The organism is Cyanobium sp. ATX 6F1 (assembly GCF_024346315.1).
Taxonomy (GTDB): domain Bacteria; phylum Cyanobacteriota; class Cyanobacteriia; order PCC-6307; family Cyanobiaceae; genus ATX-6F1.
Genome location: NZ_JAGQCS010000002.1, coordinates 103,016 through 121,237, shown reverse-complemented (window position 1 = coordinate 121,237; position 18,222 = coordinate 103,016). Strand labels below are relative to the sequence as shown.

Sequence of the window (18,222 nt, the reverse complement as noted above, 5' to 3'; positions counted from 1 at the left end):
CTGTTGGGCCGCTCTGGTCATTTCCCCAAGAAGGCCCTGCAGGAAGGCCTTGGGTCCCACAGCTCAGAAGCTTTCTGCGTCGCCCACGAAAGCCACGCCGCCGTAGTAGTTGAGGATCGGCCTCACGCTGGTGCGCAATTTGTCGAGCACGTCGTGCTCACAGAAGACGATCACGTGGGCGTTGGCTCCGAGGCTGCTGAAGTCCATGCCCTCCGACACCTCTCCATTGGGGCCACGGCCGGTGACGTGACGCATCACCGAGTAGCCCGGGGCACCGGCCCGGTCGATGGCGCTGCAGATCTTGTCGAGTTCCCGTTCGCTGAAGATCAGGTCGATGCGTTTCATGGCTATCAGGTGGCGGGGATCAGGCGTTGGACGATCGCCATGTAGGCAGGAATGCCTACCACGATGTTGAAGGGGAAGGTCAGCCCCAATGAGGTGGAGATATAGAGGCTTGGGTTGGCCTCCGGCACCGTCATGCGCATGGCCGCCGGCACGGCGATGTAGGAGGCGCTGGCACAGAGGACCATGAAGAGCAGGGCGTTGCCCTGGGACAGCCCCAGCAGCAGGGCGATGCCGAGCCCGACCAGGGCATTGACCGGTGGGCAGAGCAGGGCGAAGCCGATCAGGAAGGCGCCCGCCTTGCGCAGCTCCGCCAGCCGTTGGGCGGCAACGATGCCCATGTCGAGCAGAAAGAAGCTCAGGGCGCCGTAGAAGAGCTTGTCGGTGAAGGGCTCCATCTTGGCCACACCGCTGGGGCTGTACTGAGCCACCAAAAATCCGATCACCAGGCTGCCCACCAGCAGGAAGACCGAGCTGTTCAGGAACGCCTCACGGAGCACGGAGCTCCAGGGCATCTCTCCGCCCCCAGGCCGTTGCTGGGGCCCGGCCAGCTTCACCAGCAGCAGGCCGATGATGATCGCCGGCGATTCCATCAGGGCCAGGGCGGCAACCATGAAACCGTCGAAGCCCACCCCCAGCACCCCGAGGAAGCTCTGGGCGGTGATGAAGGTCACGGCGCTGATCGAGCCGTAGGTGGCGGCAATCGCGGCGGCGTTGAAGGTGTCCAGGCGTGTGCGCAGCACCAGGAAGGTCAGCAGCGGCACCGCCAGCGACATCAGCACGGCCGCGCTGATCGTGGGCAGCACCTGGCCGGCCAGGCCACTGTGCTGAAGTTCCAGGCCTCCCTTGAAGCCGATCGCCAGCAACAGGTAAAGAGAGAAGAGCTTGGGCAGCGGCGAGGGGATGTCCAGGTCTGAGCCCAGGAGCACCGCCAGCACACCGAGAAAGAAGAACAGAACCGGCGGCGAGAGCAGATTCTGCAGAACCAGGCTGGTGTCCATCGCAGCCCGCTCGAGGGTTTCAGCGTCTGGCGCAGCCTACGGGCAGCGCTGGAATCCGGGCCAGGGCCGTGGCGAAAAGCAAGGGCCCTGAGGGCTCCATGGCGCCATCGGCGATTCCGTCGATCTTCGGCTGGTCGACGGAACGCCCATCGTGACTGCTCCAAGTGACTCGGCCTCTGGACGGTCGGACTGTGGGTCTCGGCCATTCCTTCGGCCCTTGCAGCCGTTCAACTGGGAGGTCGTGGCGGAGAATGGCTATTGCATGATTCGGTTGTCCTTGGGTGTGTTCGCTGATCGCTCGGCCCCCCGGCCGGTGCTGGTGATCGCCAGCGGCAACCCCCACAAGGTGGCGGAGATCGGCGCCATGCTTGAAGGCCTCCAGCTCGATGTGCGCCCCCAGCCCGAGGGCCTGGAGATCGAGGAAACCGGTGCCAGCTACGGGGAGAACGCCCGGCTGAAGGCCGAAACCGTGGCCCGGCTCACGGGCCAGTGGGCCCTGGCGGACGACTCAGGCCTGGAGGTGGATGCACTGGGCGGTGCCCCGGGGCTCTATTCCGCCCGCTACGCCTCCAGCGATGCCGAACGCCTGGCGCGGTTGCTGCGGGACCTGGGCGATACCCCCTACCGCAGCGCCAGCTTCAACAGCGCCATGGCCCTGGCCGATCCCTCCGGCACCACGGTGCTCGAGGCCCAGGGGGTCTGTCGTGGCGAGATCCTCACGGCGCCCCGGGGTGAGGGCGGTGGCTACGACCCGCTGTTCCGGGTGCGCGAGGCGGGGCTGACCTATGCCCAGATGTCCAGCTACCAGAAGGACCGGCTCGGCAGCCGTGGCAAGGCTGCCCGGGCCCTGGCCCCAGCGCTCCTGGAGTTATTGGACGTTCCGCTCAGGCGTTGATCTGGGCCACGGCGCGCATGGCCGCCGCTGCCGCCTCCTCCACATCTCCTTCACGGCCGGCGAGGATGAGTCGGCCGAAGGCTCCGACGGCCTTGACGTCGACGACGGTGATGTTGGCCGCCTTCTCGGCGTCATTGGCGGCGATCAGCACGTAGCCGGCGGGTTCGGTCTCAAGGATGAACATGCTCATCCCGGCCTGGATCATCGAACCGCGGCGGTTCTGACGGTTGATCAGCACCGCATGGTCGGGGGTGATCGCCCGGATGATCTCCGTCCAGCTGACGTGGCAGTTGTTGCGGCGATCGATGCTGCTGCCGATCGCCTCCAGCACCACCTGGCCGGAGTGGCGGACGTTGCTCTGGTCGCGGTGGTAAAGCGCCAGGGAGCCAAAGGCGCGCTCCACCACCATCTGTCCCAGGCGCACGGTGCTGGCCTTGAGGGCGATGTCGGTGACACGGTGCACGGCCATGCCGGGGGACACCTCCAACCAGAGGCAGGCGTCACCGGGGATCGGCAGGAACCCTTGGGACACCGTGCCCATGTAGGCGGCCAGTTGGGGCTGCAGGGAGTCGATGAAGACGTAGGTGCGCAGCTGGATCGACTGCACCGCACCGCTGCTGTTGGCGAGGCGGTGGCCTTCGCTGTCGGTGGTGATGGTGACGCAGCTCGGACCGCTGGACTCGATGTCGATCTGGGTGCCGGTGATCGGCGTGCCGCCGCTGAGTGAACCGGGTCGTCGCCTCCGTAGGGGGTCGTCGAGGCTGGAGAGACGATCCATGGCTCCGGGGGCTGGGATGGCCGCTCGTCAGGCCATGGGCGAGGAGCTGGAGGCGATCTTAACTTGCGCCCCGTTGGGAACCCCAGACGCCGGCGAGCAAAAGGTACCCATCGACACGACGGCGCCTGGGGTCGTCGCTATCAAGGTTCATCTACGGCGTCTGTTTCATGCTCACGTCCGCCACCCGCCTGCGCCTGCAGGCGATCATCGAGCGCATCGGCAACGACCACCCCGTTTCCCTCGCTGAGCGCATCTACCTGCAGAAGTTCGCCGACCGCGACCAGAGCGTGGCCAGCTGGCTGAGGCGGGCCCGGCGCCGCCAGCTGGTGGGGTGACCCCAGGTTGCTCTCGACCGGCTGGGGGCGGCCCCTTGCGCCACCGGCAGAAGCGGGTACCTTCCGCCCAGGCACCCTGTGGAACCCGCCGTGGCCACGAAACGCACCACCCCGACCCAGCCACTCCGCTCCGAGGCCGAGAGCATCACTTTCTCCGACTGGATTGCCCAGGCCGTGGACCAGGGCGTCAAGCCAGAGCAGGCCCTCGCCTTCATCGGTCTGGGGTTGATGCAGCGTCTGGGGGCCAACGCCAGCGAGGCGCCCCTGGTCTGGAATGACGGTGGCGATGGGGGCCAGCTGGATTCAGCGGCCCTGCGCCAACGCCTGGAACTCACCGACCTGGCCATTCGTACCGGCGCCCCCTTGAGCACGGCCGAGGTGAGCCTGCTGCTGGGGGCAAGGCCCGGATCGGGCTTTGTGGAGCGGGCAGGCCTGGTGGCCCGCCGCCTCAGCCGCAATGTCTGGAAGCTGAGCCGCAGCAACGCTGACGCCGAGCGCAGTTCCTACGGCGACGCCTTCCGCCGCAGACTCTGAACGCGGCGATTCAAAAGCAACAGCCCCAGCACGGTGGTGCTGGTCACCATGATCACCAGCGCCGAAAAGGCGTTGTCATCGATCAAGCCGGCCTTGAGAGCAGCGCCGGCGAACACCAGGCCGGGCAGACCGCGGGGGATCAGGCCGAACACCACCGTCCAGGGGTCAACGCCCTGGGAGCGGGCCGCTTTTCCGATCCCATACCAACAGAGAAGCTTGCTAATCAGGGCCATGGCGATCAGCAGGCCCGCCAGTTGCCAGGCCGCCGGGCTCAGCAGTGATTCCAGCTTCACCCGCATGCCCACGGTCACGAAGTAGAGCGGCACGAACACATCGGAGAACACCACCAGGTTGTCCTCCACGGCGGCATCGGGCGGGCTGAGCCGAGCCAGCAGCATCCCTCCGAACAGGGCCCCAAGGAGGCCGGTGAGTCCGAACGTCTCCCCCGCTGCGGCGCTGGCGATCATCAGCAACACCAGGGCAAACGGGCCCAGCCTCCTGGGGCCGCAGCGCTGCACGAAGACCTTCACCAGCCCGTAGCAGAGGCCGGCCAGCGCCAGGCCCAGGGCGATCCAGCCCAGTCCGCCGCTGGCGAAGGGGCCGCTCGCGGCCAGCGCGCCTGCTCCGCTGGTGCCTTCTCCGGATCGCCCCGCCACGAAGGTGGCCAGGGCCAGGAGGCCCACCGCCGGAAGATCATCCAGCACCGAAACACCCACCAGCAGCCGCGCCGAGGGAGTGGCCATCGCCCCCAGGCTGCGAAGGGTGCGCAGGGTCACGCCAGTGCCGGTGGCGGCCACCACCGCCAGGAACAGCAGCACCTGGGCGGTGCTGGCGCCGGTGAGGGCCCTCACCGGCACGAAGAACAGCAGCGGCGCCAGGCTGCTGATCAGCACCGTGCGCAGGATGTCAGTGCGGTGATCGGCCAGCAGATCGCCTCTGGTTTCCAGGCCGACCAGAAAGAACAGGCTGATCACCCCCAGCTCCGCGATGCCCGACACCCCGTTGAGGCGCTCGTAGGAGAGCACGGTGTTGCCCAGCAGGAAGCCGACCGTGAGTTCCAGCAGGATCGCCGGCAGGGCGGCGCTGCCCAGCAGGCCCTGCAGACGCCTGGCCACCACGACCGCAAGCAGCAGGGCGAGAAGGCTGATCAGCACCGTGGGGGAGGCCATGGGCTGATGGCAGTTCGCAAAGGTCGCGCCGGACCCTAACCAGGCGGGGGGATAATCAGAACTTGGTTGACCGATAGGCAACGCCGTTGCCCCTTCCCACCCAAACACTCGACGCCGTAATTAGTGTTCGCACCACCGAATGCGGTGACCTTCGCTGGCTCCCTTGATGACCGTCTTTTTCACTGAGACGGCCTGGCTGATTCCCCTCTACCCGTTGCTGGCCGCCGTGGCCTCTTCGGCCTGGTCGCCCGGCCTGATCTGGCGCACGGGGCCACGCCCCTGCGGCTACCTCAACCTGCTGATGGTGAGCGTGGCCTTCGTCCACAGCGTGCTCGCCCTGATGGGTCTGCTCTCGAATGCGGCAGCGGGGCCGAGCGCCCTCTACAAACCCCTCACCTTCGGCTGGACCTGGCTTTCGACCGCCGGCCTTTCGATCGGGTTCGAGGGCATCATCACTGAGCCCGCCCTGATCGCGATGACGGTGATCACGGGCCTGCACGTGCTCACTCAGATCTTCGCGATCGGCTACATGGAGATGGATTGGGGCTGGCCGCGCTTCTTCGGCAGCCTCAGCTTCTTCGAGGCCGGCCTCTGCGCCCTGGTGCTCACCGATTCCCTGTTCTTCAGCTACGTGATCCTCGAGCTGCTCACGCTGGGCACGTACCTGATCGTGGGCACCTGGTACAACCAGCCCCTGGTGGTGAAAGGAGCCCGCGATGCCTTCCTCACCAAGCGGATCGGCGACCTGATCCTGCTGGCTGGGCTGATCGCCATCCTGCCGGTGACCGGCACCTGGAATTTCCATGGCCTGGCCACCTGGGCCGCGGGGCAGAACCCCGACGAACTTCCTGCCGGCGTCACCCTGATCCTGCTGGCCCTGATCGCCGGGCCGATGGGCAAATGTGCCCAGATCCCCCTGCACCTCTGGCTCGATGAGGCGATGGAGAGCCCCCTGCCCTCCACCGTGCTGCGCAATTCCGTGGTGGTGGTCGGTGGCGCCTGGGTGCTGCTGCGTCTCCAGCCCCTGATCGCCCTGAGCCCCCTCGTGCAGACAGTGCTCGTGGTGGTGGGCGGCACCAGTGCCGTGGTCGGGGCCCTGATCGCCCTGGCCCAGATCGATGTCAAGCGCGCGCTTTCCTTCCTCGTGACCAGCTGGATGGGGCTGCTGTTCATGGCGGTGGGCCTGGGCGGCATCGACACGGCCGATCACCTTTTGTTGGTGTATCCCCTGCCGATGGCCCTGATGCTGCTCTCGATCGGCACGATCGTGATCACCAACGTGACCCAGGACCTCACCAAGCTCGGTGGCCTCTGGAGCCGCCGGCCCCTGATCGGCCTCGCCTTCCTCACCGGTGCCGCCGGCCTGATCGCCCTGCCTCCCTTCGGAGGCTTCGCCGCCCTGCGCGAGCTGATGGCCCTGACCAGCGCCAGCGACCGCCCGATCCTCCTGGGCAGCCTGGTGTTGCTCACCAATGCCCTGATCAGTGCTGGCCTGATCAGGGTGTTCGGGTTGATCTGGGCCGGCCGCCCATCGCCGTTCACCACCCGCTCACCCGAGGCCCTCTGGCTGATGGTGCTGCCCACCGTCGTGCTGATGGGGGTGACCCTGCACCTGCCCCAGCTGCTGGTGCGCAACGGCCTCTATGCCCTCACGCCCCTGCCTGGCTGGGGTCCGATGGCCTGGCCCCTGCTGCTCTCCACCCTGGTAGGTGGCGGACTGTCAGCGGTCTTCTATCTACGTCCCCATCCCCTGGCCCACCTTCCGACCATCCTCGGCGGACTGCAGGACTGGCTGGCCCATGACATGCAGACCGAGCGCTTCTACCAACGCACCGTGGTGGGCGCCGTGGTGGCCCTTTCCCGCCTCAGCGCCTGGACCGACGAGCGGCTGGTGGACGGATTCAGCGGCGCCACCGGTGGCGCCGCCATGGAGGGGGCCCGCCGACTCAGTTTCACCACATCCGGCCGCACCCAGGCCTATGCCCTCACCCTGCTGCTGGGCGTGCTGCTGATGGCCGCCTGGCTGCTGGTCTCCCAGCCCACCGTGCCCTTCCTTCCACTCCGCTGATGGCACCCCTGGTTCTCCCCCTGCTCGTCGCCTTGCCCCTGCTGGCGGGAGTGCTGCTGCCGCTGCTGCCGGAGAATCGTCCGGTGCTGGTGCGCAGCCTTGCCGCCCTGGCCCCGGGCCTTCAGTTGGTGCTGGCCCTGCTCTGCTGGTGGTACCCCCCGGCGGATCTGCACCTGGCCTGGCTGCCGAAGCTGGGGCTCTCCTTTGATCTTGGTCTGGATGGCCTTTCCCTGCCTCTGGTGGTGCTGAGCGGCCTGCTCACCGCCCTGGCCATTCTGGCCTCCCCCGCCGACCAGCTCCGTCCGCGGCTCTACTTCCCGCTGATGCTGGCCACCAACCTCGGAGTGGTGGGCGCCTTCCTGGCCCGCAACGCCCTGCTGTTCGTGCTGGCCTTCGAACTCGTGCTGATCCCCACCACTCTGCTGGTGGCGATCTGGGGAGGAAAACGGAGGGCCGGCGCGGCAATCCGCTACCTGATCTATGGCGCGGTGTCGGGCCTGAGTCTCCTGGCCGGTGTGCTCGCCCTGGGCTGGTTCAACGCCAACGGCTTCAGCTTCGCCTACGACGACCTGATGCGAGCGGAGATCACCCCCCGGGCCTCCGCCGTGATCCTCGGACTGTTGCTGCTCGGCTTCGGCCTGAAGCTGCCGGTGGTACCGCTGCATGGCTGGCAGCCCCTCACCTATGCCGAGGCCCCCACGCCGGTGGTGATGCTGCTGGGCGGAGCCGTGGCCAAGCTCGGTGCCTACGGTCTGCTGCGCTTTGGGGTGGGCTTCCTGCCCGATACCTGGATGGCCTGGTCCCCCTGGATCGCTGCCGCCGGAGCGGTGAGTGCCGTCTACGGCGCCCTCAACGCCATCGCCCAGCGCGACATGCGCCGGCTGATGGCCTACAGCTCCCTCGGTCACATGGGCCTGCTGGTGTTGGCCCTGGCGGCCGCCACCCCGATGAGTCTGCAGGGGGCCGTGGCCCAGGTGCTGGCCCACGGCCTGATCGTGGCCCTGCTGTTCGCCACGGTGGGGCTGATCGAGCGCCGCACGGGCACCACCTCCATCCCGGAGCTCTCCGGCCTGCTCAATCCTTACCGGGGCCTGCCCTTCACCCTGGGCATGCTCCTGCTCGCCCTGATGGCCGCCGCCGGCATCCCCGGCCTGGCCGGTTTCCCGGCGGAGTTGCTGGTGTTCGAAGGAAGCTGGACGGCCTTCCCCAGAGCCACCCTGATCTGCCTGGTGGCCTCGGGCTTCACGGCCGTCTATGCCGTGCGCCTGTTCAATCGGGTGGGCTTCGGTCGACTCGACAACGAACGGGCCGACTGGCAGAGCACCACCTGGCAGGAACGGCTTCCCGCCATGGTGCTCACCGTGCTCGTGGTGGTGGGCGGGCTCTGGCCCACCTCCCTGGTGGGCTGGAGTGAAAGCAGTACGGCAGCCCTGGCCCTGCGGGCCCAGCAGATTCCTCCCTCCCCCGCCCAGACCTTCCTGGCTTCGGCCACCCTCACCTTCCCCCTGGAGGTCCCCGTCTCATGACTCCGCCTACCGCCGCGGCCGAAACCACCACCCGTCCGCCCCTGATCCCTCCTTCGCAGCATCCCTACGCCGAGGTGATCCATCGGCTGGAGGCCGGCGGTTCGATGTTGCCGGACACGCCGGAAAACCTGATGCAGATCATCGGCATCTACAAGGCCTATGCCGTGCCGATGGACTTCTACTGGCGCGACCTGCTCTACATCGCCGAGCGGGTGTTCCTTGATCCCCTGCCGGCCTTCAAGTACTTCCCCACCCAGGAGTATCTGGATCTGCCCAACTCCTACGCCGGCGACGATTCCAAGCTGCGCATCTGGCGGGGTCCAGCCACGGCCCACCCCGAGCTGCTGGAGTTCATGGCCAAGGGCGAGACCCGCCCGATGTCCAAACTTCTCCACCATTTGTGGCACGACCGCATCAACATGGAGTTCGCCGAGGCCTGCATGGAGGCCATGCTGTGGCACCAGGGCATGGGTGGCCGCTTCTACGACTACCTCGAAACCGACGTCTACAAGGCCAACGCCGACCGGGCGATCAAGGCCTACTTCAAGGGCAATCCCCTGATGCTCGGGCTGCATGCCTTGTTCCCGGAGATGTTCCTGGAGCAGGTTCGCAAAATGAGTTACTACGCCAACCTGGGCTTGTTCTGGGAGGTGATGGCCCCGGTCTTCTTCGAGATGAGCGACATCTACGACGAAGGTGGATTCAAAGGGGTGCCCGACGCCATGGACTTCCTCGTCAACGGCATCTTCGCCGTGGCCGGCCGGCCGATTTACCACCATGTGTACATCGGCGAGGAGATGTTCGAGATCATTCCCAAATCTGAAGGGTTCACCTGGCTGTATGAGGCGGCCCTTCCCTATGTGGAGGCCGTCTTCTACCGCACGGCGCCGTTCCGGGGCACCAAGAGCTACAACGCCCAGGCCGGCCAGGTGCCCGAAGTGCAGGCCGACTTCCACTACGGCATCCTCTATGCCGATGTCTTCCCCGTGGGCTCGGCGGGCATCCCCCCCACGCTGCTGATGCAGGACATGCTGCATTTCCTGCCGCCCTACCTCACGGAGCTCTACGACCAGCACAAGCGCGGTGAGGCCGACATCCTGATCCAGCTGGGTGTCACCTTCCAGCGCTCCATGTACAACGTCACCTCTGCGGTGATCCAGGCCCTGCGCTGTGCGCTGCTCTACCCCCTCGACGACACCGATCCGGAGCACCTGATGGCGAACCGGAAGTTTTTCGAGGCTCAGATGGACCGTTTCATTCGGCCCGAGGCACGCTTGCCCCAGATCCAGACCCAGGACTACCGCTAGGAGATCCCCCCATGGCCAACATCATCGAAACCGCCAAGGGAGCCGGCTGCTTCGGCACCCTGCTCACCGCCGTTGAAGTGGCGGGTCTCACCGGTGCCCTTGAGAGCCCCGGTCCCTTCACGGTGTTCGCCCCCGTCGACGAGGCCTTCGCCGCCCTGCCTCCGGGCACGGTGCAGACGCTGGTGGATAACGTGCCCCAACTGGCTCGGATCTTGAAATTTCACGTTCTCTCTGGGGCGCACACGCGCGCGGAGTTGATCGATCAGCCCGAGTGGGAGAGCCTTGAGGGCGCACCTGTGCCGATTCGCCGCGCTGAACCCTTCGAGGTCAAGAACGCCACGGTGGTGTCCGCCGACATCGTCTGCGACAACGGCATCGTGCATGTGATCGACCGCGTGATCCTGCCCGGATGAGACCTGGGCGGCGCCGGTCACGGTTCAGGCGGCACCTGCCGGCCAAGGTGTGGCTCTGGAAGGCCAGGCGACTGCTGCTCTGGCTGTGGCGTCAGGAGGGCAGCCGCGGCCAGCGCACCCGCGGCCTGGCGGCCGGGGTCTTCATCGGTTGTTTCCCCTTCTTCGGTCTGCAGACCCTGCTCGGCATCGCCCTGGCGAGCCTGGTGCGCGGCAACCATCTGCTGGCGGCGGCGGGCACCTGGGTCAGCAACCCGTTCACTTCGCTGCCGATCTACTTCCTCAATTTTCAGGTGGGCAGCCTGTTGCTGGGGCCTGGCCCCGCTTGGCCCGGGGGGGACATCCTCTCCCATCCAGATCCAATGTCCCTGGGCTGGGCGTTGACCAGCCGCCTGATGCTCGGCTCCACCCTGGTGGGGTTGGTGGCCGCTCTGATCTGCAGCGGGTTGTTCTGGCGTTGGCTGCGTCATAAGGAACGGCAGCATGCCTCCGTCGCCTTAAATTCACTCAACTGATTCCGAAGACAACGAGAACCTTGAACCGAATGGCCCCGTGCTCCCTTAGTTGTGAACGCTCTCTCCCCCATGGAAGGTCACGCCGATGAGCGTGTCTCCGGCTCAGCTGCCGCCCCCCGAGCTGCTCAAGGAGAGCGGCCAGCGGGAGGTGTTCTGCGGTCTCACCTCGATTGTTTGGCTGCACCGCCGCATGCCCGACGCGTTCTTCCTGGTGGTGGGCTCCCGCACCTGCGCCCACCTGGTCCAATCGGCCGCCGGCGTGATGATCTTCGCCGAGCCGCGCTTCGGCACGGCGATCCTCGGTGAACGCGACCTGGCGGGCCTGGCCGATGCCAACGAGGAACTCGACCGTCTGGTGAAGGATCTGCTGGAACGCCGGCCCGAGATCCGCACTCTCTTCCTGGTGGGCTCCTGCCCCAGTGAGGTGATCAAGCTTGATCTGGCCAAGGCGGCCGAACGGCTGTCCGCCCAGCTGCTCGGCCGGGTGCGGGTGCTCAACTATTCCGGCAGCGGCATCGAGACCACCTTCACCCAGGGGGAAGACAACGCCCTGCTGGCGATGATGCCCCTGATGGCCAGCAGCGACGAGGAGCAGCTGCTGATCGTCGGCACCCTGGCCGATGCGGTGGAGGATCGCTTCCGGCTCATCTTCGAGCGGATGGGCATCACCACAGTCCGCTGCCTGCCGCCGCGGCGTTCCACCGACCTGCCGCCCGTGGGCAAGGGAACCCGGGTGCTGCTGGCCCAGCCCTTTCTGAGCGCTACGGCCCGGGCTCTTCAGCACCGGGGAGCCACCCTGCTGCAGGCGCCCTACCCCTTCGGCGTGGAAGGCAGCCGCGACTGGATGGCGGCTGCTGCTGGGGCCTTCGGGGTGCCTTCCGCCCGCTTTGTTGAGGTGCTCGATCCCCTGGTGGAGCGGGGCCGCCGGGCCCTCGAGCCCCATCGGCAGGTGCTCGCAGGCAAGCGCTTGTTCCTGCTGCCGGATTCCCAGATGGAGATTCCCCTGGCCCGCTTTCTGGCCCGCGAATGCGGCATGGAGCTGGTGGAGGTGGGGACCCCCTACCTTGATCGCCTGCTGATGGCGGCCGATCTGGCCCTGCTTCCCGCCGGCACCCAACTCAGCGAGGGGCAGGATGTGGACCGGCAACTGGAGCGGGTACGGGCCGCCCGTCCCGACCTGGTGCTCTGTGGTCTGGGGCTGGCCAATCCGCTTGAGGCCGAAGGCATCGCCACCAAGTGGTCGATCGAGCTGGTGTTCAGCCCAATCCATGGTTGTGACCAGGCCGGCGACCTGGCCGAACTCTTCGCCCGGCCCTTGCGGCGCCGTGCTCTGCTGCAGCTCTCCTGACGTCCCCATGGAACTCACCCTCTGGACCTACGAAGGCCCCCCCCACGTGGGCGCGATGCGCATCGCCACTTCGATGGAGGGGGTGCACTACGTACTCCATGCCCCCCAGGGCGACACCTATGCCGATCTGCTGTTCACGATGATCGAGCGGCGGGGACGGCGACCTCCCGTCACCTACACCACCTTTCAGGCCCGCGACCTCGGTGGTGACACCGCCGAGCTGGTGCAGCGCTCGATCCGGGAGGCGGTGGCCCGTTTCCGCCCGGAGGCGCTGCTGGTGGGCGAGAGCTGCACCGCTGAGCTGATCCAGGACCAGCCCGGCGCCCTGGCCGCCGGCATGAACTTGGGCGTGCCGATGGTGAGTCTGGAATTGCCGGCCTACTCCAAGAAGGAGAACTGGGGGGCGGCCGAGACCTTCTACCAGCTGGTGCGCACCCTGCTGAAAGACCAGATGCCCCCGCCGGGTACGGCCAAACCCTCCCCCTCCCGCTGGCGCGCGGAGGGCCGCCGGCCCCGGGTCAACCTGCTGGGTCCCAGCCTGCTGGGCTTCCGCTGCCGCGACGACGTGCTGGAGATCACCCGTCTGCTGGGGCAGCACGGCATTGATGTGGCCGTGGTGGCGCCGCTGGGGGCCCGGCCCGCGGATCTGATTCGCCTACCCAGCGCCGATGCCAACGTCTGCCTCTACCCGGAGGTGGCGGGGCCGGCTTGCAGCTGGCTGGAGCGCAGCTTCGGCCTGCCGGTGGTGCGCACGGTGCCGATCGGCATCGGTGCCACTGCCGATTTCCTGCGGGAGCTGCATGCCGTTCTCGACCTTGAACTTCCGGCCGAGCTTCAGGCCACCGATGGCCGTCCGAGTGAGGCCGAACGAAGGTCCAGGCTGCCCTGGTACTCCCGCTCCGTCGACTCCACCTACCTCACCGGCAAGCGGGTGTTCATTTTCGCCGATGCCACCCATGCCATCGCCGCCGCCCGGATCGCTTCGAGGGAACTCGGCTTCCAGGTGGTGGGGCTGGGCAGCTACAGCCGCGAGCAGGCCCGGGAGGTGCGGGCCGCCGCGGCCGAACTCGGCCTGGAGGCCCTGATCACCGACGACTACCTGGCGGTGGAGAAGGCCATGGGTGAGGCGGCCGCTGAGCTGGTGCTCGGCACCCAGATGGAGCGCCACAGTGCCAAGCGGCTCGGCCTGCCCTGCGCGGTGATCAGCTCTCCGCTGCACGTCCAGGACGTGCCGGCCCGCTACGCCCCCCAGATGGGCTGGGAGGGGGCCAACGTGATTTTCGATTCCTGGGTGCACCCGCTGATGATGGGGCTGGAGGAGCATCTGATCGGGATGTTCCGCCACGACTTCGAGTTCGTGGACGGCCACCGCAGCCACCTGGGGGATGGGGCACCCTCGATGGCCCCCGCGGTGGATCAGCCCCCCCCTGGGGATGCCGCCGCGCCAGGCCTCGAGCGGGAGGCGACCACGGCCACGGCGGTGGCGATCCAGGCGCCGCCAACGGTGCCCGGAGAGCCCAGCTGGATGCCGGACGGGGAGGCGGAGCTGGCAAAGATCCCCTTCTTCGTGCGGGGCAAAGTTCGTAAGAACACCGAAGCCTTTGCCAGAGAGCGGGGTCTGGCGTTGATCGATGCCGAAACCCTCTACGACGCCAAGGCCCACTTCAGCCGCTGATCCAATTCAGCCGCTGATCCCTTCAACGCCGCCGATGTGTCGGTTTGCGTGTTCCCCCGACAACCGCGATCTGCCTTGATCAGGCTGTTCGCTTACGAGTGATCCGCCGGGTTGTCGGCCTTCCTTCCCCATTCGTTACCCCATGACCTCCACACTCATTCCGCCTGCGACCACCGGCCCCAGCAACCCCCGGGAAGACGGGGAAGGCAGCCTGCAGGTGCATCAGGAGCCCGGCATGGCCATCGAGGAAGGTGCCCTGGTGATCGCCGTCTACGGCAAGGGCGGCATCGGCAAATCCACCACCTCGTCGAACCTGTCAGCCGCTTTCTCGAAGCTGGGTAAACGGGTGCTGCAGATCGGCTGTGATCCCAAGCACGATTCCACCTTCACCCTCACCAAGAAGATGGTGCCCACGGTGATCGACATCCTCGAAACCGTGGACTTTCACACCGAGGAACTGCGACCTGAAGACTTCGTGTTTGAGGGCTACAACGGGGTGATGTGCGTCGAGTCGGGGGGTCCGCCGGCCGGCACCGGCTGTGGCGGCTACGTCACCGGGCAGACCGTGAAGCTGCTCAAGGAGCACCATCTGCTGGAAGACACCGATGTGGTGATCTTCGATGTGCTGGGCGATGTGGTCTGCGGTGGCTTCGCCGCTCCTCTCCAGCACGCCAACTACTGCCTGATCGTGACCGCCAATGATTTCGATTCGATCTTTGCGATGAACCGGATCATGCAGGCGATCAATGCCAAGGCCAAGAACTACAAGGTGCGCCTCGGCGGCGTGATCGCCAACCGCTCCGAGGAGACCGATCAGATCGACAAGTTCAACGAGCGCACTGGCCTGCGCACCATGGCCCACTTCAAGACCGTGGACGCCATCCGCCGTTCGCGGCTGAAGAAATGCACCATCTTCGAAATGGAAAGCAGCCCGGAGGTGGATGCGGTGCAGCAGGAATACCTGAGCCTGGCCAGCAAGATGCTCAACGACGTCGAGCCTCTGGAGGCTGAATCACTGAAGGACCGCGACATCTTTGACCTGCTGGGATTCGACTGAATCCCCCAGAGGCAAAGGCAAGGGAGGGGCCGGCTCAGGCCAGCCCACCAGCTTCATCGAAAGAGCCCAGGTGCGCTGGGCGGTGCGGGGATCGCTGGCTTTTTCGGAGAGCTCCTGGAGGAATTGCTTGCCCCCTTTCTTCTGGCGGTTGCCCCAGCTCCAGTGGGCCCCAGAAACAGCAAACTCGGGATCGGCCACCACCTGGGCCACCCGCTCCCCGGCCAGGGCCTGGGTGATGTAGCCGCCGGTGATGTTCTTCTGAAACCAGGGGAAGATCTTCTGGAACAGCCGCGGGGTGTTGCGGAACAGAGGCGTGTCGGCAACGCAGCCTGGGTAGAGCGAGCTGAACACGATTCCCGTGGAGTCGTGCAGCCGGCGGTGCAGCTCCTGGGTGGTGATCATGTTGCAGAGCTTGCTGTCCTTGTAGGCCTTGCCGGGCTTGAAGGGTTGGCCGTTGGCCATCGCGATCGGCGCCCTGAAGCCCTTCTCAAAGCCGGAGAGATCGCCGAGATCGGCAGGGGCGGGGATCGGGATCTTGCCCCCGAGCTCCTTGGAGTTGGCCGTCACCGTTCCCAGAATCACCACGCGCCGGGAGGGGTGGCTTGAGCGCTCGAGCTCTTCGAGCAGCATCTGGATGAGCAGGAAATGGCCGAAGTGATTGGTGGCCATCGAGATCTCATAGCCCTGGGGCGAGCGTTCTGCCTCCTTGAGTTGGGGCTTGTAGACCGCCGCGTTGATCACCAGGGCGTCGAGGGGAAACCCCAGGGAATTCACCAGGGCTTCGACACCGATCCGCACGCTGTTGAGGTCGCCCAGGTCAATGCGCAGGTGATGGAGGTGCTCGGGCGAGATGCCCAGGGCGTTGGCTGCCGCCGCTGCACGGACCGGGTCGCGGTTGGCGGTGACCACCGTCCAACCCCGATCCACCAGGGCCTTGACAGCGTTGAGGCCCACCCCTGAAGTGGTGCCTGTGATGAGAACGTTGCCGGCATCGCCCCCGCCGCTGGCTGCGGCCGTGGAGGGGCTGGTCGATGGCTCGGCGGGCATGGCAACCGTGACAGTGACGGAAGCCTCAACCTAAGGACGCAGGGTGGCCTTCCCGGCCTGGCCGGGAACGTGCTCAACAGACGGAAATGGGCTCCGTTGGAGCTGCTGCCAGACCACCCGCAGACGGTTGGGGGCGATCCACTGGTTCTGCTCGCCGATCAGGCGCTGTTCACCATTGGTGGCAAACAGGCTGTCGAAACGCTCCTGGGCCTTGGTGAGTTTGGCGTTCTCAATGTCAAGAATGGCGGAGAGCTCACCGTTGCGATCCAGGCGTTCCTGGTAGGCGCCGGCGATGCGGAAAAGGCTGACCACCACCACGCAGGACAGTCCCAGCTTCACGGACAATCCGATCACGCTGCAGAGCAGTTCCCGTCGCTCGCTGGAGAGGCCACAGGCGGCCACTCGCTCGCCTGTGGCCTGGGGGCTGAGGGCCACGTCTCCAAAGGCGGGCAGCGCATGCAAGGGCACCGCCCGTGGACCTGACGCCTTGGCGGACTCAACCCGGGATGACTGGCGTCCCCCTTTAGGCCGCTGGGATGAGCGACTCGCGGCGCGAACGGGTGTGCTGGTCAACGCTGGCGCTCCGATCGACCCTGCTTGTAGCAGAGCTTGATCGATGTGCCAAGGGATCCGACCCGCTGGCTGCGGGATCAGGCCTTGTAGAGACTCACCGCCAGGCGCACGGCGAGCACGCCGGCGTGGGCAGCCACCACAAGGGCAATCAGAATTTCGGCCTGGGTAATCGAGGAGATCATGACCCTTGGCAAGTTGATTTTGTCCTGGCCATTGTCCTGGCTCAGAGCGAGAAGTTCATCGCCAGGGCTGTTGCTGTCACAGCTCTTGATGGCCCGAGCGCCATCCCCGCTCAGGGCCCCTTAGGGTCCGCTCGCAGCGATGAGCCCCGCACCTTGCCGGTTTCCCTCCCCACCTTGATCCAGCTCGATCCCGTGGTGATCCGAAACCTTGATCTGGCCCCACTGGCCCCCTGGGCGGAGCTGGGGGCGGCGGATCTGCTGGGCCTCGGACCGGTGCTGGAACTTGAATTCAATTGGCCCCTGCAGGAGGGCGATCCCCGGGAGCGCTCCGAGATCCCTGAGCTGAGGCTCTGGAGCCTGCGGGCGGATGCCCTTTACCCCTGGTTACCCCTGGTGCTGGAGCGCGGCGGCGGCCAGCTGGCCCGCCATGTGGCGATGCTGCTGCCCCATGGCTTCAGTCCCAGCGAGGGGTTGCGCTTCGCCCCGGAGAGTCTGGAGCTCTGGATCACCCACCGGCTGTTTCAGCTCGAGGCCTGGGGTGCCCGCCAGGGCATCGCCACTCGGGCGAACCTGGCCCAGATGGCCGCCGTGCTCGGTTACGAGTTGGATCAGGAATTCTGGAAGCCCCTGGACGCCAACCCATGAACCAGGCTGGCCGCACCACCACCGGGCCCAGGCCTCAAGCGGCCAGCAACAGGATCGACGCCCTTCGGCAGCTGTCCACCGCCAGGCTGATCGCCACCAGCCGCAGCATCCACACCAGCTGCCCCTCACTCACCCGGTTGAGCCGGGACGCCGACCACTGGGAACCAACCGCAGCCATCCCCCCCAGCAACAGGGCGGTGACCAGTTCACCCCGGCCATCGGCCAGGAAGGCCGGTGAGGCGGCGGCGGACGCGCAGAACACGGCCAGGGTGCTGAGGCGGATCGCCAGATGAATCGGCAGCTTCAGCGCCCGCACCATCAGCGGCACCATCACCAGGCCGCCGCCCACCCCCAGCATCCCCCCGGCAAACCCCGTCACCACGCCCACCGCCCCCAGGCCCCAGAGGGGTGGCCCCCCGGGGGGGAGCTGGAGTTCGTGTTCAGGGTCGGGCCGTGCCCCCTTCGGCTGGATCGAGAACGCCACCACCAGGTACATCAGCGCCTGCAGGGCCAGCAGTTGCCAGCCGCTGAGCACGCGGCCCACGTGGCTGAACAGCACGCCGGTGACCAGGGCGCCTGCGCCGATGGCCATCCCCGGCCCCAGGGGAAGGCTGCGGCTGCGCAGGTGGGCCCAGGTGCCCGCCAGGGTGGTGGGGACGATGGCCAGGGTGCTCGTGGCCATGGCCTGGTGGGGATCCAGGCCCAACATCAGCAGCAGCGGCGAGAACACCAGACCGCCGCCGATGCCCAGCACCCCAGAGAGCAGACCCGCCAGGATGCCCAGCGGTAGCAACGGCAGCAGGTGCCAAGGCATG

Annotated in this window: 20 protein-coding genes; 12 read left to right on the top strand and 8 right to left on the bottom strand. The window is 66.8% G+C overall.

From position 1 onward, the window contains the following. Positions 1-63: 63 nt before the first annotated feature. Both KBZ13_RS03330 and KBZ13_RS03325 read right to left on the bottom strand, forming a co-directional pair. The gene (locus KBZ13_RS03330; protein WP_255006223.1) at positions 64-345 is read right to left on the bottom strand and encodes a P-II family nitrogen regulator; all 282 of its coding nucleotides are present in this window, start codon (positions 343-345) and stop codon (positions 64-66) included. A 5-nt stretch (positions 346-350) separates the two neighbouring features. Next, positions 351-1,343, bottom strand: coding sequence for a sodium-dependent bicarbonate transport family permease (locus tag KBZ13_RS03325; protein ID WP_255006220.1), 993 nt, complete (start codon positions 1,341-1,343; stop codon positions 351-353). A 262-nt stretch (positions 1,344-1,605) separates the two neighbouring features. Here KBZ13_RS03325 and rdgB point away from each other — a divergent pair, with 262 nt between their 5' ends. Continuing rightward, complete coding sequence (rdgB, locus tag KBZ13_RS03320) at positions 1,606-2,238, top strand: RdgB/HAM1 family non-canonical purine NTP pyrophosphatase (RefSeq protein WP_255006217.1); 633 nt, start codon at positions 1,606-1,608, stop codon at positions 2,236-2,238. Here rdgB and KBZ13_RS03315 read toward each other — a convergent pair. Further along, complete coding sequence (locus KBZ13_RS03315) at positions 2,228-3,016, bottom strand: BMC domain-containing protein (RefSeq protein WP_255006211.1); 789 nt, start codon at positions 3,014-3,016, stop codon at positions 2,228-2,230. The genes rdgB and KBZ13_RS03315 overlap by 11 nt on opposite strands. Before the next feature lie 167 nt (positions 3,017-3,183). On the opposite strand from KBZ13_RS03315, the gene KBZ13_RS03310 reads away from it, so the two are divergent. Beyond that, positions 3,184-3,351, top strand: coding sequence for a hypothetical protein (locus KBZ13_RS03310; RefSeq protein ID WP_255006209.1), 168 nt, complete (start codon positions 3,184-3,186; stop codon positions 3,349-3,351). A 90-nt stretch (positions 3,352-3,441) separates the two neighbouring features. After that, complete coding sequence (locus KBZ13_RS03305) at positions 3,442-3,885, top strand: hypothetical protein (RefSeq protein ID WP_409995602.1); 444 nt, start codon at positions 3,442-3,444, stop codon at positions 3,883-3,885. On the opposite strand, the gene KBZ13_RS03300 is transcribed toward KBZ13_RS03305, so the two are convergent. Further along, a complete protein-coding gene (locus KBZ13_RS03300) occupies positions 3,855-5,054 on the bottom strand; it encodes a cation:proton antiporter (protein WP_255006207.1) in 1,200 nt (399 codons plus the stop codon). The genes KBZ13_RS03305 and KBZ13_RS03300 overlap by 31 nt on opposite strands. Before the next feature lie 166 nt (positions 5,055-5,220). Between KBZ13_RS03300 and KBZ13_RS03295 the strand changes: the two genes are divergently transcribed. The 8 genes from KBZ13_RS03295 (at position 5,221) to bchL (ending at position 14,960) form a co-directional block, all read left to right on the top strand. Then, entirely contained in the window at positions 5,221-7,122 is a 1,902-nt protein-coding gene (locus tag KBZ13_RS03295; protein ID WP_255006206.1) for an NAD(P)H-quinone oxidoreductase subunit F, read from the top strand. Beyond that, positions 7,122-8,648 (top strand): NADH-quinone oxidoreductase subunit M, encoded by a 1,527-nt coding sequence (locus tag KBZ13_RS03290; protein WP_255006205.1) that lies wholly within the window; start codon positions 7,122-7,124, stop codon positions 8,646-8,648. Before KBZ13_RS03295 ends, KBZ13_RS03290 begins: the two co-directional genes overlap by 1 nt. Next, positions 8,645-9,955, top strand: coding sequence for a CO2 hydration protein (locus KBZ13_RS03285; RefSeq protein WP_255006204.1), 1,311 nt, complete (start codon positions 8,645-8,647; stop codon positions 9,953-9,955). Before KBZ13_RS03290 ends, KBZ13_RS03285 begins: the two co-directional genes overlap by 4 nt. 11 nt (positions 9,956-9,966) lie before the next feature. Next, a complete protein-coding gene (locus KBZ13_RS03280; protein WP_255006203.1) occupies positions 9,967-10,368 on the top strand; it encodes a fasciclin domain-containing protein in 402 nt (133 codons plus the stop codon). Beyond that, entirely contained in the window at positions 10,365-10,880 is a 516-nt protein-coding gene (locus KBZ13_RS03275) for a DUF2062 domain-containing protein (RefSeq protein ID WP_255006200.1), read from the top strand. Before KBZ13_RS03280 ends, KBZ13_RS03275 begins: the two co-directional genes overlap by 4 nt. Before the next feature lie 106 nt (positions 10,881-10,986). Then, positions 10,987-12,228 (top strand): ferredoxin:protochlorophyllide reductase (ATP-dependent) subunit N, encoded by a 1,242-nt coding sequence (locus tag KBZ13_RS03270; RefSeq protein WP_255007108.1) that lies wholly within the window; start codon positions 10,987-10,989, stop codon positions 12,226-12,228. A gap of 7 nt (positions 12,229-12,235) precedes the next feature. Continuing rightward, a complete protein-coding gene (locus KBZ13_RS03265; protein ID WP_255006197.1) occupies positions 12,236-13,903 on the top strand; it encodes a ferredoxin:protochlorophyllide reductase (ATP-dependent) subunit B in 1,668 nt (555 codons plus the stop codon). A 142-nt stretch (positions 13,904-14,045) separates the two neighbouring features. Then, entirely contained in the window at positions 14,046-14,960 is a 915-nt protein-coding gene (gene bchL / locus KBZ13_RS03260; protein ID WP_255006196.1) for a ferredoxin:protochlorophyllide reductase (ATP-dependent) iron-sulfur ATP-binding protein, read from the top strand. Here the strand turns inward: bchL and KBZ13_RS03255 are convergent. From KBZ13_RS03255 to psaM, 3 genes are all read right to left on the bottom strand, one after another. After that, on the bottom strand, positions 14,916-16,007 hold the full coding sequence (locus tag KBZ13_RS03255; protein ID WP_255006193.1) for a protochlorophyllide reductase: 1,092 nt from the start codon (positions 16,005-16,007) through the stop codon (positions 14,916-14,918). The two genes, bchL and KBZ13_RS03255, sit on opposite strands and share 45 nt — an antisense overlap. Before the next feature lie 30 nt (positions 16,008-16,037). Next, entirely contained in the window at positions 16,038-16,475 is a 438-nt protein-coding gene (locus tag KBZ13_RS03250; RefSeq protein WP_255006191.1) for a hypothetical protein, read from the bottom strand. A gap of 182 nt (positions 16,476-16,657) precedes the next feature. Then, positions 16,658-16,762 (bottom strand): photosystem I reaction center subunit XII, encoded by a 105-nt coding sequence (gene psaM, locus KBZ13_RS03245; protein WP_255006189.1) that lies wholly within the window; start codon positions 16,760-16,762, stop codon positions 16,658-16,660. A gap of 153 nt (positions 16,763-16,915) precedes the next feature. On the opposite strand from psaM, the gene KBZ13_RS03240 reads away from it, so the two are divergent. After that, the gene (locus tag KBZ13_RS03240; protein ID WP_255006187.1) at positions 16,916-17,407 is read left to right on the top strand and encodes a CRR6 family NdhI maturation factor; all 492 of its coding nucleotides are present in this window, start codon (positions 16,916-16,918) and stop codon (positions 17,405-17,407) included. Between the two features lie 34 nt (positions 17,408-17,441). Here KBZ13_RS03240 and KBZ13_RS03235 read toward each other — a convergent pair whose 3' ends face one another. Next, positions 17,442-18,221, bottom strand: a complete 780-nt coding sequence (locus tag KBZ13_RS03235; protein WP_255006184.1) for a sulfite exporter TauE/SafE family protein — start codon at positions 18,219-18,221, stop codon at positions 17,442-17,444. Between the last annotated feature and the right edge of the window lies 1 nt (position 18,222).